Below are 16,172 nucleotides of genomic sequence, written 5' to 3' on the forward strand. Positions count from 1 at the left end.
AAAAACTCCGACATACTCAACAGGCTAAAGCCCATAAACAAAAATCCACAGACTGCCATGAAGCCAGGCAGCCTGCGGACTTTATCCGGTATGGATATACGGACCTTAATCAGCTGGCAGCCAAACAGCGGCCGTCTGCTTATCAGTCCTCTTTTTTCTCCTTAAAAAACGTGATTTTACAGGTCGGACATCCCTCTGCAATGGTATCGCCCAGATGGAAGCCATAACCCATTGCCTTGGCAATGTTCCTGTCCCCGTCCATTGCCATGTCGCACAGCTTTGCACAGGTTGCGTCGTCAAATCCCAGGTCCTGCCATGCCTTTAATAGTGGACAATGATGGAATTCAATATCCAGGCGGTCGTCGGTCTGCTCCTTGAATTCTACCTCAAAGGTCTTGCGCAGGGTAGGTGTGAGGAAGGTGTCTGCGAAACTGGAAACACTATCCGGGTTGGGGCATTTTGCCTTGATTTCCCCGCCCTGGATCAGTCCCGTCTCAGTGATTGCCTGGCGGATGATTTTCTCAGCAGCCTCTTCCATGCCTGCTTCCCTGGCCTTTGTGTATGTAAGGCCGGTCCAGGTTGCGCGGTGGCCGATGGCCCCTCTCTGTACATTCACCATCTCATCATCTTTAATTGTAATCTTGTTGTCAATCATTGCTTTTCCTCCTTGGATTTTTATATTTAATCATTCTGCTTCTTAATTAAGGTGTGTTTCCTGTTAAGGTGTGTTTCCTCCTGACCTTCCTATTTCCCAGTCCCCAGCTTATCATAGGCATAGGTGGGATTCAGGGTCATGCTGCGCCCGCCGGACACTTCTATGGTCGTGGCCGTCATGTAGCTTGCCCAGTCACTGGCCAGGAACACTATGGGCCTTGCGATTTCCTCCGGATCAGCCATGCGCCTGAGCAGGGTGGCCCCTGCATTGCGGTCCAGTTCCTCCTGGCTGATATTGGCTTTTGCCAGAGGGGTGGCTGTAAATCCGGGCATCACACATGTAACCCTGACATTGTGTGCGCAGTACTCGCCTGCAAATGTATTGGTCAGGTTATTAATTGCTGATTTAAGAGGCCCGTACAGCGTGCTTCTGCCCGCGGAAGGGCACCTTGCGGCCAGGGAACTGACATTCACGATAGAGCCGCCCTTTTCTTTCATATACCGGAACCCTGCCTGGCATCCAAATACCACTGACTTGAAACAGACGCCTGTCATGAAATCTATTTCCCCGTCATCATATTCCTCACCTTTTTTGAAGCCGGTGGCCCCCACATTATTGACCCAGACATCAATACTGCCAAAATGCCGGTATACATGTTCTGCAAAATCATAATTGGCCTGGGCATCCGTCACATCCACGGCCTCCCAGTAAACAGGCCCCAGCTGTTCCAGTTCCCCTGCTGCCTGCCGCAGTTCCTCCTCATGCCGGGCGCAGATTGCCACTTTGGCCCCTTCCTCCAGGAACACCTTGGCCGCGGCGTAACCAATACCTTTGCTGCCTCCGGTCACCACGGCAACCTTTCCTCTTAAACCCAAATCCATATCAACCACTCCTTTTCCCTGTCAAAACAATGCTATTTAAAGAACATGGCCATGACAATGCCTGCCACAAATACGGAACCCGAGGTGGCGCTGACAAATCCTGCCACCAGTGTCTTGGGAAGCATATGCTCCTCCAGGACCTGATACTCCTCCTCGCTGGAGGAAAGAACCTTGGCAGCTTCCACGCTCAAGGTATAGCTGGCCGGGAACCCGCCTGCCAGGGAGCCAAGTCCCAGTGCAAAGGACATCGGAAGGCTCATGCCCAGCAGCTTTCCAACCGGGATAGAGAACACTGCTATGCCGATTGTCGCCAGCACGATCAGAACCGCAAAATCCTTTAACAGCTGCACCAGGGTGTCCGGCGTAACCGTATTCAGCTGTGAAAATACAAACATCATGATGACCGTATAGATGAAGCCCATGCTTCTGGAACGCACCAGGGTGTTCTTCTCAATAAAGCCAAATGCAGTGCCGAACACGCCCAGAATCAGCGCCCACACGAACTTTGAAATATATCCATGGCTTAAAGTATCCAGGTAGCCTGACATGACTGTAAGGATTACCATAGTAAACAGGTAGGTAAAATCACTCTTATATTTTGCAGGTATCTGCGGGAAGATGAATGCACTGGTATCATCAGCAGCTGCTGTATTGGACTGGGCGGCGGCCTTGGCAACCGTAAAATTGCCGCTGCGGTAATCCTTTAAGAGCTTACGTCCCTCTGCCTTAAGGCAGATGCTTGTAAGCGGATATCCTATAAATCCCTGCAGCACATACACTGCCATGGCAAGTATGGCCAGCTGCTCCGTGGGTGCCACGGACTGCATCATCATGGCTGCCACGAATCCGCCTGTAAGGGGAGGTGCTGCAATGGCTGCCGTGGTCTTATCCAGGACCACGGTCCCCAGGGTCAGGATGACCACCAGGATACCCAGCATTCCCGCCAGGGTAATCACAACTGTCTTCCACTGCTCAATCAGTTCCTTAATATCAAGCATGGTGCCAAGATGTACAACCATCATCATGACCAGGAATGTGGGAAGGTTGGCTGCAATACCGCCTACCTGCAGGATATCCTTGGGAAAATACGCCCAGAATCCCAGCACGAATAATACCGCACTGATAAACATGGACGGCACGAATGCCTTGGTTGCTGTTGATATCACCTCACCGATGATCAGCAGTATCAGCATGGTAAGGAACGCTGTCTGCACATCCATCTGCGCCTGCCCTGTGGCAACCTTGTACACCCCAAAATACAGGAACGAAACAGCCATGACAGCCAGAAGCACGTAACCTATCACTTTGTTGCCGGTCTTTGCTTGCTCTTTCATAGTATGATTTCCTTTCTCATTTGCGTTCAACTCGAGTATGCCCTGATAATATCACGACATCCGGTTGTTGGCAAGTGGTCTTGTACATATTCGTTATAATGCACCATTTTTTACTAATATTTTATGCATATTGTACATTTATTTATCTGTTTTTCAAAGCTTTCTTTCTTTTCATTGGTTTTGTGATATTATCACGCACCTTATTTCTATCCTCAGACACCTATTCCTGCCGACTTCTTTCTATTGACTTCTACGATTCGTAAGGTTATGATTAAACCAAAAGACCAAGGAGGTTCCCAAAATGTCTTCCAATCAGGAAAATTCCCTGAAGCATCAGGTATACCATGCACTCTTCTCTGATATCATCAAGGGTATGTATCCTTTTGACTATATCTTCACAGAAAAATTTTTAATCGACAAATACAAAGTAAGCCGGGCCCCTGTGAGGGAAGCCCTGACCATGATGACGGAAAACAAGATTCTCGTAAGCATACCGCGGCAGGGCTATAAGTTCATGCAGCCCAGCGAGGGAAAGCTTTTTGAGATTGTAAAGTTCCGCTCCGCCCTGGAGTGTTCCTTTCTTGAGAATAACCACTGTTATATCAAGAAAGCGGATATAGACACCTTGTGGGAACTATGCGACCGTTATGACGCCATCCCTCCCAGTGAATCCATTACACGCTGGTCCACCAACTGTGAATTCCATCTTAAGCTGTTCACCCTGTATGGAAATGAATACGCCAGGACCGTCCTGGAAAATGCCATGAACATCCAGACCATCTTTTATGCCCTGAAAATGAAATCCCATATTTTCACGGTGGACCTTCACCGGGCCATGATGGATTATCTGGAAAAAGGGCAGATTTCAACTGCCAGCCAATTGCTGAAAGCCGACATAGAGAGCATCCTGTGCGTCAGCCCATGGATTACAAAACCAGAATCAGACAGGGAGTAACCGCATGAAATCATCCAGACAAGATATGAACAGTCAGCTGGCCGGAGCAAAAATCCTGCCCCTCTTAATCAGGCTTACCATCCCCATCACCATTGCCCAGCTGGTCAACGCCCTGTACAGCATTGTGGACAGGATGTATATCGGACATATGCCCGGAGTAGGCACCATGGCCCTTGGAGGCATCGGCATCACATTTCCCATTATCATGATAACAGCTGCATTCAGCTGTATCCCGGGTATGGGCGGCGCCCCTCTTGCGTCCATCGCCATGGGCAGCGGCGACATGGAGAAGGGCCGCCGTTACCTCTCCAATGCATTTGTACTGCTGGTTGGCATCGGAATCCTTCTCATGGCGGTTTGCACCGCATTCCTGACCCCCATGCTAAAGGCATTCGGGGCGGACAGCTCCACCCTTCCCTATGCAAGGGACTACCTCAGGATTTACATGATGGGCACTGTATTCGTGGAACTGTCCATGGGCTTGAATCCATTCATCAATGCCCAGGGCTTCACGGGTATCGGCACATTTACCATTGTCATAGGTGCATTTTTAAACATAATCCTGGACCCTATATTCATCTATGTGCTGGACATGGGGATTGGAGGCGCGGCCATCGCCACCGTCCTGTCACAGCTTGTATCCGCCCTGTGGGTCCTGTATTTCCTCTGTTCCAAAAGGGCCACCCTGCGCCTTACGTTCAGGGATATGAAGCTTACGGGCCATATCGTGCGCCCCATGTGCGCACTGGGCCTGTCCCCGTTTACCTTCCGTGTAAATGAAAGCATTGTGGTCATTGTCCTAAACTGGCTGTTAATCCGTTACGGCGGTGACCAAAGCAACCTGCACATTGCGTCCATGGCCCTCCTTACCAGCATCAGCCAGGTGTTCTTCATGCCCCTGATCGGCATCATCACAGGCGCCCAGCCAATCCTCAGCTACAACCTGGGCGCAAAGAACCATGGACGGATCAGGGAAACCATACACTACGCCAGGATCTTAAGCATTGGCTGCGCCGCACTTATGTGGTTCTGCCTGGTTGCCTTCCCTGCCCAGATCTGCCGCATGTTTACCAGCGATGCAGAACTCATCCGCCTCACCACCATCACCATGCGCATCATGTTCTGCACGGTCCTTGTCCTGGGACTGCAGATGGTGAACCAGAACGCATTCGTAGCCCTTGGCAACACCTGGTACTCCTTTATCTTCGGGATCATGCGCAAACTCCTGCTCCTGCTCCCCCTGGCCCTCATCCTCCCCCACTTCGTAGGAGTCTGGGGAATCTACATGGCAGAAGCCATATCCAATGTGCTGACAACAATCATCACGCATATTTACTTTGTGAGGTATATGAGGCGGCTTTGCAAGGGGATGGGATGAATACATAGCGAGACACACTATGTATACAAATGAAAGAGGCTTTATTTTTGACGGATCAGGCTTAATCGCGGGCTATAAGCAGTTATTTCTACCAGTCTTCGTATTTTTAAGACTATTTGTTTACAGTTTGTCCATTCATGCGCCTGCCGTGACCTTGGGGGCATGAAAGCTTGACTTTATCCAGGATGTGCGGTATCATTTTAATATAAATAAATACAAGAAAAATGGGCATGTAAACCCATATTAGCGTGTGGATTTTTTCAACATAAGCCGCCTGTGTGGTGGCCGCTAACATGGTAGTGTCCATTTTTTATTTCCTACAAAGATTTAATAACCCACCCACACCACGGAGGTACAGCCATGAAACACGAAGCAATCAAAATATTCACGGCCCAGGACAGCATCCAGGCAGAAATGATTATCTCCACGTTAAAAAGCAGCAGCATCCCTTCCTACAAAAAGGACCTTGGAAATGGCGGGATCATGGGCATCTACGGCGGAAACTCCAAAGCCGGAGCAGACATTTATGTTGCGGATACAGATGCGGAAGCAGCAGCCGAAATACTGGAAGGCATGGGACTAATAAACAGCTAAGCCATACAAAAAATCACACAATCCAACCCACATCCCCCACTATTCATCTACAGCCCTTATGACCGGAATCCCCAGTCCGCGAAGCGGGGCAGGGCAGACGGCCGCGCTTCGCGGACATACCTACTGCAGCATCCCCCCATACCGCCCCAAAAAGTTCTGCGTCCTCTCATTATCCGACGCAAACACCTGCTCGGGCGTGCCCTGCTCCACAATCACGCCTCCGGCCATGAAGATGACCCGGTCCGATATATCCTTTGCAAAGGCCATCTCATGTGTGACAATCACCATGGCGATGTGCAGGTCGGCCAGGGACTTGATGACTTTTAAGACCTCGCCTGTCAGTTCCGGATCCAGCGCCGAGGTAGGCTCGTCAAAGAACAGGATCTGGGGATTCAGGGCCAATGCCCTTGCAATGGCCACACGCTGGCACTGGCCCCCTGAAAGCTGGCAGGGGTAGGCATTTTCCTTGTCCTCCAGACCCATCTTCTTAAGCAGCTCCCTGGCTTCCCGGATAACCTGGTCTTTATCCCGTTTCTGCACATGGATCGGCGCGTCAATGATATTCTTCAGCACGCTGTAATGGGGAAACAGGTTGAAATTCTGGAATACCAGGCCATACTGCGCCTGGATTTCCTTCAGTTCCTTCCTGGGCGCATAAACCACCTTCCCGTCAGGGCCGGTAAAGGCCGCTTTCTTTCCCAGATATACCACCTCTCCGCTGTCCATGGTCTCCAGCATGGTGGCGCAGCGCAGCAGGGTGGATTTACCGGAACCGGATGGCCCGATGATGGATACGATTTCCCCTTCCTTAACGCTCATTGATATATCCTTGATAACAGACAAGTCACCGAATGACTTTTCCACATGGTTTAACTCTAACAGCTTCATAATCCACATTCCTCCTGCCTTACTGGTAATAATTCAGCTTTTTCTCTGCCCATTCCATTCCCACGGCAACCACCAGGTTGAAAATATAGTAGAACAGCCCGGCTGCCACAAATGGGATCATATTGGTCTGGGAAGCAGCCAGACCCTTGGCAATCGAGAACATTTCCGCCACACTGAGGGTAAATGCCAGGGATGTATCCTTCACCAGCGTGATCACCTCATTGGTGACCGAGGGGAGGATCCGTTTGATGACCTGGGGCAGGATGATCTTGAAGAAGGTCTGGAACCTGCTGTAGCCAAGGATCTGGGCCGCCTCATACTGCCCCACAGGCATGGACTGGATCCCGCTTCTGTAGATTTCCGCAAAATACGCTGCATAATTGATGACAAATCCGATAAAGGCTGCCCACAGGCGGTATCCGCTGCCCATCTTGAGGCCGAACAGATAATAGGGGCCAAAATACACCACCATCAGCTGCAGCATCAGGGGGGTGCCTCTCATGATTGATATGTAGACCTTCACAATGGCCTGGAGGTACTTATTCTTCGACATACGCCCAAAGGCCACTACTAGCCCGAGAGGCAGGGAAAATACAAGGGTGACCATGAATATCTGTATACTGGTCCCCATGCCGCCTGCTAACTGTACGATCATCTGCTGGATTGTCATTTTACCCATAACTGTTACCCGCCTTCAACATTTATCATCTTACATCTGTTCTTAAACCATGCAAAGCCGCTGTGGCAAAAAGGCTGCTGCCCAGGCCTTATGAAGCCCGGACAGCGCGCCTGCGCAGCGGCTTTAAGTTACATCCATTCTTTCTGTCTGCCATCCATATTCCGGCTGTTTATTTGCCGATGGTGGTAACGTCCTCGCCAAACCATTTCTCGGAAATGCCCTTAAGTGTTCCGTCAGCAGCCATTTCCTCCAGTGTTTTCTGTACTTTATCCCTTAACTCCGTATTGTCCTTCTTAAACCCAACGCCATACTCCTCAGCTGAAAGTGAATCGTCCAGGATGACGAAATCAGCATTCCTCTGCTGAATCTGGTAACCGGCCACAATCACATCCATGGCAATGGCATCCACCGCGCCCTGCTCCAGGTCCATGAAAGCCGTGTTATAATCCGCGGTTGTCAGCAGATCCTTAAAGGTGGCTGTCAGGTCAGGCACTTCCTTAAGCGCCGCCTCGGCGGAGGAATCCACCTGGCACTCCACTACCTTGCCCGCCAGGTCTGCCTGGCTTGCAATTCCGGAATCCTTGGCAACTACAAATACCTGTGTATTGGCCATATACGCCTCGGTCCATGCGTAATCATCCTCACGGCCGGTCATGGTGAAACCGTTCCAGATACAGTCAATGTTGCCTGCCTCTAATTCCATGTCCTTGGCATCCCATGCAATCGGCTGCGGCTTATATTCAAGTCCCAGACGCTTTGCCACTTCCTGTGCCAGTTCCAGGTCAAATCCGGTAAATTCACCGTCATTCCCGATAAAGCCCATGGGCGGGAAATCCTGGTCAAACCCAACAATCAGTGTACCGCCGGCATCTGCTGCGGTTTTTGCGGCCTCTGTGGATGTATCATCAGCTGCCGTGGTATCTTCTGAAGATGCCTGGGCTGTTGTATCAGCAGGCGCAGATGTGTCTGCCTCAGTGGTTGTCCCGCCTGCAGAACCGCCGCATCCTGCCAGGGATAATGCCATCACGGATGCAAGTGCTATGCTTATCAATCTCTTTTTCATAATAATCTCCTCCTTAATACCGTGTTTTTTACACGCTATCATAGTAGCACACTAAAGTGGATATGTAAAGGAGATTTTTATGGACTCCCCAACATATCTGTTTTCTGCAGCATATGCCAGGGAGTCCGTCTTCCATCTGTTATAAAAAATCCTTCAGTTCTTCCAGGTTCCTGATTTCATAATCCGCCGTGATGTCCGGATCCCCTGCCTTTCCTTCCGGATTATACCAGCAGGTTGCTGTCCCGGCCGCGTTGCCGCCCATTATATCAGAATGCAGGGAATCCCCTACCAGCAGCATGCGCTCCGGCCTGGCCCCGGGTATCCTGGAAAAGCAGTAATCAAAATATTCCTTCTGGGGCTTCTGGCTTCCCGCGTCCTCGGATACAAAGATATCCTTCATGAAACAATCCAGACCAGACGCCGCAAGGCGTTTGTACTGGGTGGATGAGGTGCCGTTTGTCACCACGTACAGCCCATAGCGCTCCTTCAGGTACCTGCATATATCCATGGCCCCGGGAATAAGATAGGCCGACCGGTCCAGCTGGCGGCGGTATAATTCCTCCACCTCGTGGCCATCCACTTCTTTTCCAAGCCTGCCAAAGAAAATCCGGAACCGTTCCCACACCAGCCTGTCCTTTGTCACCTCGCCCCGTTCAAAGGCAGACCATAACCCCTCATTGATGTCATGATACAGCGAAAGGCGCTCCCCGGTGGGTTCCATCCCGTATGTCCTCAGGACTGTCTCCATCCCAAGCTTTTCCGCAAGCCCAAAGTCCAGAAGGGTCCCGTCCACATCCAGGAGTACGATGTCATATTTCCTTTCGTCATTCCCCATTCCGGTCTTCCCATGGCTGCCCTGTGCTTTAGTCCCCATCTCCATAAACAACCTTTCCTCCACATATTGTATAGACCACCTTACCTGTAAGGGTTTCCCCAAGGAACGGGCTGTTGGAGGATTTGGACTCAAACCCGTCCACCTTCCACTGCCTGTCAGCGTCAAATATCACAAGGTCAGCGGGCGCGCCCGGCTCCATGCGGCCGCAGTCCAGCTTGTACAGCCTGGCCGGGTTAAGGCTCATCTTCTCCATCAGCTGGGACATGGTCAGGTGGCCTGGCCTGACCAGATTGGTAATACCAAGGGCAAGGGCGGTCTCCAGTCCCAGGATCCCGCTGGGCGCCACGGTCAGCGGACGCTCCTTCTCCTCTTTGCTGTGAGGGGCATGGTCGGTTGCAATCATGTCAATGGTCCCGTCCTTCAGGCCTTCTATGAGCATCTGCCTGTCCTGTTCCGTCCTCAGGGGCGGATTCATCTTTGCCAATGTCCCATGTATATGGACCGCATCCTCTGTGAGCGTGAAATGATGGGGCGTTACCTCTGCCCAGACCTTGGCCCCAAGCTTCTTAGCCAGACGGACCATTTCCACGGAATGACCGGAACTGATATGCTGGATGTCCACGGTGGCCCCGGTATCCAGGGCAATCATACAGTCCCTGGCAACCAGGGAGTCCTCTGCCAGCGCCGGGGAACCATAGATTCCCAGCTTGTCCGATACCTTTCCATGGTTGATTCCATTTTCCTTAATAAATGCCTTGTCCTCCTCATGAAAGCTGAGCACGGTATCCAGCCGCGCGGCTTCTTCCATGGCGGCGCGCACAAAAGCCCCGTCCATCAGCGGTATACCGTCATCCGTGAACCCGGCTGCACCGGCTGCCAGCAGTCCTTCCATATCCGTCAGTTCCTGCCCCTTAAAGCCCATGGAAACCGCGGCGCAGCTGAGTACGTGGATTCCGGTTTTCTTCCCCTCCTCAAGCACGTAAGACAAGGTCTCCTTATTGTCAACAATGGGCTTTGTGTTGGCCATGCAGACCACTGTGGTAAAACCGCCTTTTGCAGCTGCTTTTGACCCTGTGCGGATGTCCTCCTTATAGGTAAGCCCCGGGTCCCGGAAATGTACATGGACGTCCACCAGACCAGGCGCCACAATCATGCCCTCGGCATCTATGATCTGCGCATAGGGGCCGCTGCCTGCAACTGCGCTGTCCGTATCAGCGCCGTACGTATCCGCACCGTGCATATCAGCGCTGTCCGCCCCCATATCATCTGCGCGCGCGCCATCCGGCCCGTTCTCTCCCCCATCTCCTGTGTCTCCTATACGCCCGTCTTTTCCCTGTCCTGCAGCTGGGATGATTTTGGCAATCCTGCCTCCATCCAGCACCACATCCGCCTTTATGTCCAGTCCTTCAGCAGGCCCGATAACGCGCCCGTTCCGAATCAATATCATGATTTAATTCCTTTCTATACAATAAAGCATTCGCCCGTTCTGTGTATTTCCCGTATCCTGTCCTGATAATCCTTCGCGCATGGCAGGGCCTTGAACCTGGCCGCCGCCTCAAAATCCCCCCAGAAATGCATGGGGAATACCACATCCGCGCCCACCATGCGCATGAAGTCATCCATGCCCAGATAAAAATCCTTTTCCTGTCTCGGGTCAATGAGCATGAACGCCACATCGATATGGCGTCCGGCCAGCTTGGCCAGCTCCCCATGATACCGTTCGCTCATCTTCTGGTTATCCTTCTCCGGCTCGCCTTCCCACACCCAGTTATTCAGATCCCCTGCATGGTAAATGGCTTTCCCTTCCGCCCTGACCAGGAAGGCAACCCCTTCATCCGTGGATTTAAATGCCTCAATGTCCAGGGGCCCGCCTGCACCGTCCAGCAGCCTTGTGTCCTCGTCCGGTCCCAGGAAAGTGGTCCTTCCCAAAAGCTCCTCCGGCACCTGTCTCCTCCAGATATCATCTGACAGGATATAGGTCACATTCCTTCTTTGGTCCGCCAGGTCAAAGATAGCGCGGGAAAAATGGTCTCCATGCCGGTGGCTGGCAAATACAAAAAGCGGCTTGTCCCCCTCCACCGCAGGAATCTCTCCCTCAAAATAATCAAACAGAAGCGCCGCATGTTCCAGTTCCGCCATAAAACTGCTGTGATGGATATATGTTACCTTCATGTTTTGTCATCTCCCATCCTTCATATATGTCTTATAGTAACATAATCCGGAAAATACGTATAGTTATTTTATCCCATTTCACCCAAAGTCCATACCGGACCGCACATATCCATCATGAAACACAGCCTAACCCCGGACATAAAACGTTTTCCACTTCCCTCCAAAAAATCTCCAGGCAAAGAAGGAGGAGCGCACCACCCAGTCGGCAATCATGGCCCACCACACGCCCACCGCGCCCATGCCCAGTCCGGCTGCCAGCAGGAAACTGAAGCCGATGCGGAACACAACCATAGATCCAATGGACACGCACATGGGGAATTTCACATCATTGGCAGCCCTCAGCACATTGGCCAGGCAGAAGGAGGCCGGCCAGATAAGGATGGCGCATCCGTTATGGATTAGCACCAGGATGCCTCCCAGCCGCCGCGCCTCCTGGGACAGTCCATACAGTTTCAGCGTGAACGGCATGGTCAGGATGACGGCAATACAGCAAAGGCCGCTGATAAGGTAGGTTGCCTTCATCATTTTCCTTGCATAGTAATCCGCCTGTTTAAAATCCCCTGCGCCCACGCAGCGCCCCACAACGGTTATGATTGCCAGGCTCATGGCCTGTCCCGGAAGGACGCCCATGCCGTCCAGATTATTGGCGATGGCGTTGGCGGCAATCTGGGTGGTGCCGAACATGGCGATGATACCCACCACCAGCACGCGGCCCAGCTGGAATATGCTGTTTTCAATCCCATTGGGGATACCGATATGAAGGATCTGCCTGACCATGCGCCGGTTCATCTTAAGGCTGGTCCCGATATGGATATCCAGGTTTCGGTTCCTCAGGCGCAGCAGCAGGATAAAACAGGCGGCCATCCGCGATATCAGGGATGCAAGGGCCGCCCCTGCCACTCCCCAGCGGAAGATGAATATGAAAATAGAATCCCCTATGACATTTATCATATTCATGATAATGGATGCCTGCATGGAAATCTTTGAATTGCCCATGGAACGGAACAGGGCCGCGCATGAATTATAGACAGATAGGAACGGATAGGATACGGCTGATATTACCAGATAAGTCCTGGCATTCCTCATCACATCCTCTGCCACACCCCTGTAGAGTAATGACAGGAATTCTCTGCGGAACACGATGCACACCGCCATGATGGCCAAGGAGAGTATCCCGGTTATGATTAACAGCTGGTCCGCGGACTGACAGGCCCTGTCCTGACGCTTCTGTCCCAGGTACTGGGAAGACACCACGGCGCCTCCGGTGGCCACTGCTGCAAATATATTGATGAACAGGGTATTGACCATATCCACCAGGGACACGCCGGAGGTGGCTGCTTCCCCCACGCTTGATACCATCATGGTATCCACCATCCCCACCGACACAGCCAGTATCTGCTCCACAATCAGCGGAAATATCAATCTCCTTAAGTCTGCATTGGAAAACATGTATCCCCCCGGATTCCTCTTTTCCATGTACCTCTTACCGTCCTCTTCCCACTGCGCCTTATATCCGATGATTTGCCCGATATATGCCATGGCCTGCCTGGCATATGCCGCTGCATACCCTTGCATTCACAAATGCATACCCTTGCAATCACAAAAAAAATCAACGCAGAATGTTTTCTATAAAAGCCTACTGCAACCAACATTCTGCGTCAATCTTCAATTTATCCAAAATTCCCTGCGAATCCACATCTTATTTTGCATTTACTTCCATACCGCATTCCGTACACATGGTCATGGCCGCTGCCATGGACTGTTCATCCTTTGCCTTCATCTCATAGAACCGGTACCCGCCGCTTAAGTTCCATGTCCTGGCGCCGGCCTGGTCAAGGATCCTCTGGGCAAGGTAACCCCTGAGCCCGATCTGACAGGTGATATATATGTCCTTGGTCAGATCCAGTTCATCCATGCGCTCCCTTAAGCTGTCCAGAGGGATATTGATAAAGCCCGGGATGGTTCCCCCGGCATATTCCTCCACGGTGCGCACATCCAGCCGCACCGCATCCTCAGGAATGCTTTCCAGGTCTTCCAGGTAAAAGGGCTTCATAAGGCCTTCCATCACATTGCCGATTACATACCCTGCCATGTTAACCGGGTCCTTGGCCGAGGAAAACGGAGGCGCATAGGCCAGTTCCATTTCCTGTAAATCAAATCCGCTCAGCTTAAAACGGATTGCATTGGCCAGGTCGTCAATCCGTTTATCCACGCCCTTTCCGCCAACAATCTGTGCGCCCAGGATAACGGCTGTCACCGGGTCAAAAATGGTCTTGATGGTCATCATGTCCCCGCCGGGATAGTAACCTGCCTGGGACGCGGATGTGGTGATTACCTTGCGGTAAGGCCTTCCCTGGGCAATGAGGGATTCTTCCTTTTCCCCGGTCACCGCAACGGTCATATCAAAAAACTTCATCACCGATGTGCCCTGGCTTCCCTTATAAGCAGTCTTTCTTCCGCAGAGGTTGTCGCCCACGATGCGTCCCTGCTTATTGGCCGGGGATGCCAGGGGAATCAGTACCTTCTGTCCGCTGACCACATGTTTTACGGACACCGCGTCCCCAAGGGCGTATACATCTTCGGCCGAGGTCTCCATGTACTGGTTCACAAGGATTTCCCCCCTGGCTCCCAGTTCAATGGCGCTGTCCTTTAAGAATCCGGTATCCGGGCGCACGCCGATGCTCATGATTACCATGTCCGCCGGCACCCTGACGCCATTATCTAAGATAATCCCGTCCTTATCCATGGCCGCACAGGTATGTCCCAGATAAAGGCCAATCCCCTGGGCCCGTATATAATTATGTACTGCATGGGCCATGTCCATGTCAATGGGGGGCATCACATGGGCGGCCCCTTCCACCACAGACACCCTGATGCCCTGTTCAGCCAGGTTCTCAGCCATCTCAAGGCCAATGAATCCGGCTCCGATCACAGCGCAGGATGCAGGTCCATGTTCCTTTACAAAGTCAAATATTGCATAGGTATCCGGTATGTTCCTCAAGGTAAATACATGATTCTCCCCTATCCCGGGAATGCCCGGGCGGACAGGTCCTGCTCCCGGTGAAAGCACCAGCTTGTCATAGCTTTCCTCATAGGTTTCTTCCCCATGCCTTACAACCACGCACTTTTTCTCCGTGTCCACGGATACCACCTGGCTGTCCACACGCACATCCACGTTAAAACGTGCATGGAAACGCTCCGGGGTCTGAAGCTGCAGGGCATCCTTGTCCGTAATCACGCCGCCGATATAATAGGGCAGGCCGCAGTTGGCATAGGAAATATATGATCCTCTTTCCAGCATGATGATTTCCGCCGTCTCATCGTTCCTGCGAAGCCTGGCAGCCGTTCCCGCGCCGCCTGCCACGCCTCCTACAATCACAACCTTCATCAATGATCCATCTCCCTTATAAATAATGTGGGGTGCAGGGTGTCAGTACCTCGCATCCGTTTTCTGTAATCAGTACCATGTCCTCGATATTAAATCCGTTAACGCCGTCAATATAGCAGGGCACCTCCATTGCCAGCACCATGCCCGCCTCAAGGGGCCTTGTCTCCGCGGCATTGATATAAGGGGCCTCTGCCGTTGCCGGACCCATACTGATGGAATGGCCCTGGTGTCCCCTCCTGTAGCAGGGGAACATTTCCTTCACATAGTCATAGGCCGCATGGTACAGCTCATTTATAGGAAGGCCTGGCCTGGCAGCCGCTATCATCCTGCGCTGCCCCTCGTACAGCCTGTCCTTTAATTTCATCAGGGCCGGGTCCCCGTTGCCGATGATCCATGCCCTGGAGGTGTCCGTGGTATAAAAATCAAATTCCGCGTTGACCCCTGCGTCAAACTTGACCACATCCCCGTCCTTCACAATCCCGTCTCCCGGAAGGGTCAGGCGGGCGCCGGATGGGCCTGTGGAAAACATGGACCAGGCGCTTGGCACGCAGAATCCGGACTTAATGACATCCTCCCTGAAGCAGTCAGACATCTCCTTTTCCGACACCCCGATTCCCGCCATTCTGCTGACCTGGGTAAAGCCGTGGTCGGCAATGCGGCAGAGTTCCCGGAACATCTTTATTTCCTCCTCTGTCTTGATGCTCCTGGCATACACGAACAGATCCGAGATATCAACAAGCTGTGCCTCGGGGAACTTCTCACAAATCATATTATAATACGGAACCGTGAGATAGTCCATCTCAACGCCAATCCGTTTATCCGCCAGGTCGCATGCCTTTACAAACTGCTCCAGCTTATCGGCCGAGCTTTCCATCCTGGTCTTGTCGGGAAGCACTGCTCCCTGGGAAATTTCCGGCCATGTCTTTAACCCGACCCAGGTGTCGTAAGGGTCTACCACAAAACCCAGGCCCGCGGACTTAATACGGAACGTGGCAGCCTCAAAATCCATGGTTGTTATATGGGTTGGCGCCTTATCGTCAGAGCGCATGACTGCCAGCGTAAAACCCGGCTGCCTTGAGACCGTGTGCTGGTGTCCCCCAAAACCCGTGACATAGTGGAAATTCTCCGGCGAGGACACGATTGCCCCGTCAAGTCCCCTTTCCCGAAGCAGTTCTTTTATTCTACCTTCCTTTGGTTTCATAACGCATATCCCTCTCTTTATCTTAAACCGCCTGTTTGGCTGTTTATTATATGTGGAATGCTTCCGTGGGCCGGCTGACGGCCTCCGGAAGCATTCCGTGTATATGGCATTGCCGCATGATGGGCGGCGCATCATTTCATATAGTTTAA

The 16,172-nt window shown here is 52.1% G+C and carries 15 protein-coding genes; 3 read left to right on the plus strand and 12 right to left on the minus strand.

Annotated elements, in window-relative coordinates; all coding sequences use genetic code 11:
* Window positions 1-142 precede the first annotated feature (142 nt).
* The 3 genes from DWX59_RS11780 to DWX59_RS11790 all read right to left on the minus strand — a co-directional run bounded on the left by DWX59_RS11780 (window position 143) and on the right by DWX59_RS11790 (window position 2,870).
* Entirely contained in the window at window positions 143-655 is a 513-nt protein-coding gene (locus DWX59_RS11780; RefSeq protein WP_117559322.1) for an L-2-amino-thiazoline-4-carboxylic acid hydrolase, read from the minus strand.
* An 89-nt stretch (window positions 656-744) separates the two neighbouring features.
* Window positions 745-1,536: an SDR family NAD(P)-dependent oxidoreductase gene (locus DWX59_RS11785; protein WP_117559324.1), complete on the minus strand. Its 792-nt coding sequence runs from the start codon at window positions 1,534-1,536 to the stop codon at window positions 745-747.
* A gap of 32 nt (window positions 1,537-1,568) precedes the next feature.
* Window positions 1,569-2,870: a hypothetical protein gene (locus DWX59_RS11790; protein ID WP_227115991.1), complete on the minus strand. Its 1,302-nt coding sequence runs from the start codon at window positions 2,868-2,870 to the stop codon at window positions 1,569-1,571.
* Between the two features lie 301 nt (window positions 2,871-3,171).
* On the opposite strand from DWX59_RS11790, the gene DWX59_RS11795 reads away from it, so the two are divergent.
* The 3 genes from DWX59_RS11795 to DWX59_RS11810 all read left to right on the plus strand — a co-directional run bounded on the left by DWX59_RS11795 (window position 3,172) and on the right by DWX59_RS11810 (window position 5,797).
* Window positions 3,172-3,825 (plus strand): GntR family transcriptional regulator, encoded by a 654-nt coding sequence (locus DWX59_RS11795; protein WP_117559326.1) that lies wholly within the window; start codon window positions 3,172-3,174, stop codon window positions 3,823-3,825.
* 25 nt (window positions 3,826-3,850) lie between these two features.
* Entirely contained in the window at window positions 3,851-5,203 is a 1,353-nt protein-coding gene (locus tag DWX59_RS11800; RefSeq protein WP_235845031.1) for an MATE family efflux transporter, read from the plus strand.
* A gap of 360 nt (window positions 5,204-5,563) precedes the next feature.
* Window positions 5,564-5,797 (plus strand): putative signal transducing protein, encoded by a 234-nt coding sequence (locus DWX59_RS11810; protein ID WP_117559330.1) that lies wholly within the window; start codon window positions 5,564-5,566, stop codon window positions 5,795-5,797.
* Window positions 5,798-5,917: 120 nt separating this feature from the next.
* Here the strand turns inward: DWX59_RS11810 and DWX59_RS11815 are convergent, their stop codons facing one another.
* The 9 genes from DWX59_RS11815 to DWX59_RS11855 form a co-directional block, all read right to left on the minus strand.
* Window positions 5,918-6,685 (minus strand): amino acid ABC transporter ATP-binding protein, encoded by a 768-nt coding sequence (locus tag DWX59_RS11815; RefSeq protein ID WP_117559332.1) that lies wholly within the window; start codon window positions 6,683-6,685, stop codon window positions 5,918-5,920.
* Between the two features lie 19 nt (window positions 6,686-6,704).
* A complete protein-coding gene (locus tag DWX59_RS11820; RefSeq protein ID WP_117559334.1) occupies window positions 6,705-7,364 on the minus strand; it encodes an amino acid ABC transporter permease in 660 nt (219 codons plus the stop codon).
* Window positions 7,365-7,533: 169 nt separating this feature from the next.
* Window positions 7,534-8,427 carry an amino acid ABC transporter substrate-binding protein gene (locus DWX59_RS11825; protein ID WP_117559336.1) on the minus strand — a complete coding sequence of 298 codons (894 nt, stop codon included), beginning with the start codon at window positions 8,425-8,427 and terminating at the stop codon, window positions 7,534-7,536.
* A gap of 139 nt (window positions 8,428-8,566) precedes the next feature.
* A complete protein-coding gene (locus tag DWX59_RS11830; protein WP_117559726.1) occupies window positions 8,567-9,262 on the minus strand; it encodes a YjjG family noncanonical pyrimidine nucleotidase in 696 nt (231 codons plus the stop codon).
* A 28-nt stretch (window positions 9,263-9,290) separates the two neighbouring features.
* A complete protein-coding gene (locus tag DWX59_RS11835) occupies window positions 9,291-10,709 on the minus strand; it encodes a dihydroorotase (protein WP_117559338.1) in 1,419 nt (472 codons plus the stop codon).
* A gap of 14 nt (window positions 10,710-10,723) precedes the next feature.
* A complete protein-coding gene (locus tag DWX59_RS11840; protein WP_117559340.1) occupies window positions 10,724-11,434 on the minus strand; it encodes an MBL fold metallo-hydrolase in 711 nt (236 codons plus the stop codon).
* Window positions 11,435-11,560: 126 nt separating this feature from the next.
* Window positions 11,561-12,883, minus strand: a complete 1,323-nt coding sequence (locus DWX59_RS11845) for an MATE family efflux transporter (protein ID WP_117559727.1) — start codon at window positions 12,881-12,883, stop codon at window positions 11,561-11,563.
* Window positions 12,884-13,133: 250 nt separating this feature from the next.
* Entirely contained in the window at window positions 13,134-14,822 is a 1,689-nt protein-coding gene (locus DWX59_RS11850; protein ID WP_117559342.1) for an FAD-dependent oxidoreductase, read from the minus strand.
* Between the two features lie 16 nt (window positions 14,823-14,838).
* Complete coding sequence (locus tag DWX59_RS11855; protein WP_117559344.1) at window positions 14,839-16,023, minus strand: M24 family metallopeptidase; 1,185 nt, start codon at window positions 16,021-16,023, stop codon at window positions 14,839-14,841.
* Window positions 16,024-16,172 lie beyond the last annotated feature (149 nt).

The sequence above is a fragment of the Enterocloster aldenensis genome (assembly GCF_003434055.1).
GTDB lineage: Bacteria > Bacillota > Clostridia > Lachnospirales > Lachnospiraceae > Enterocloster > Enterocloster aldenensis.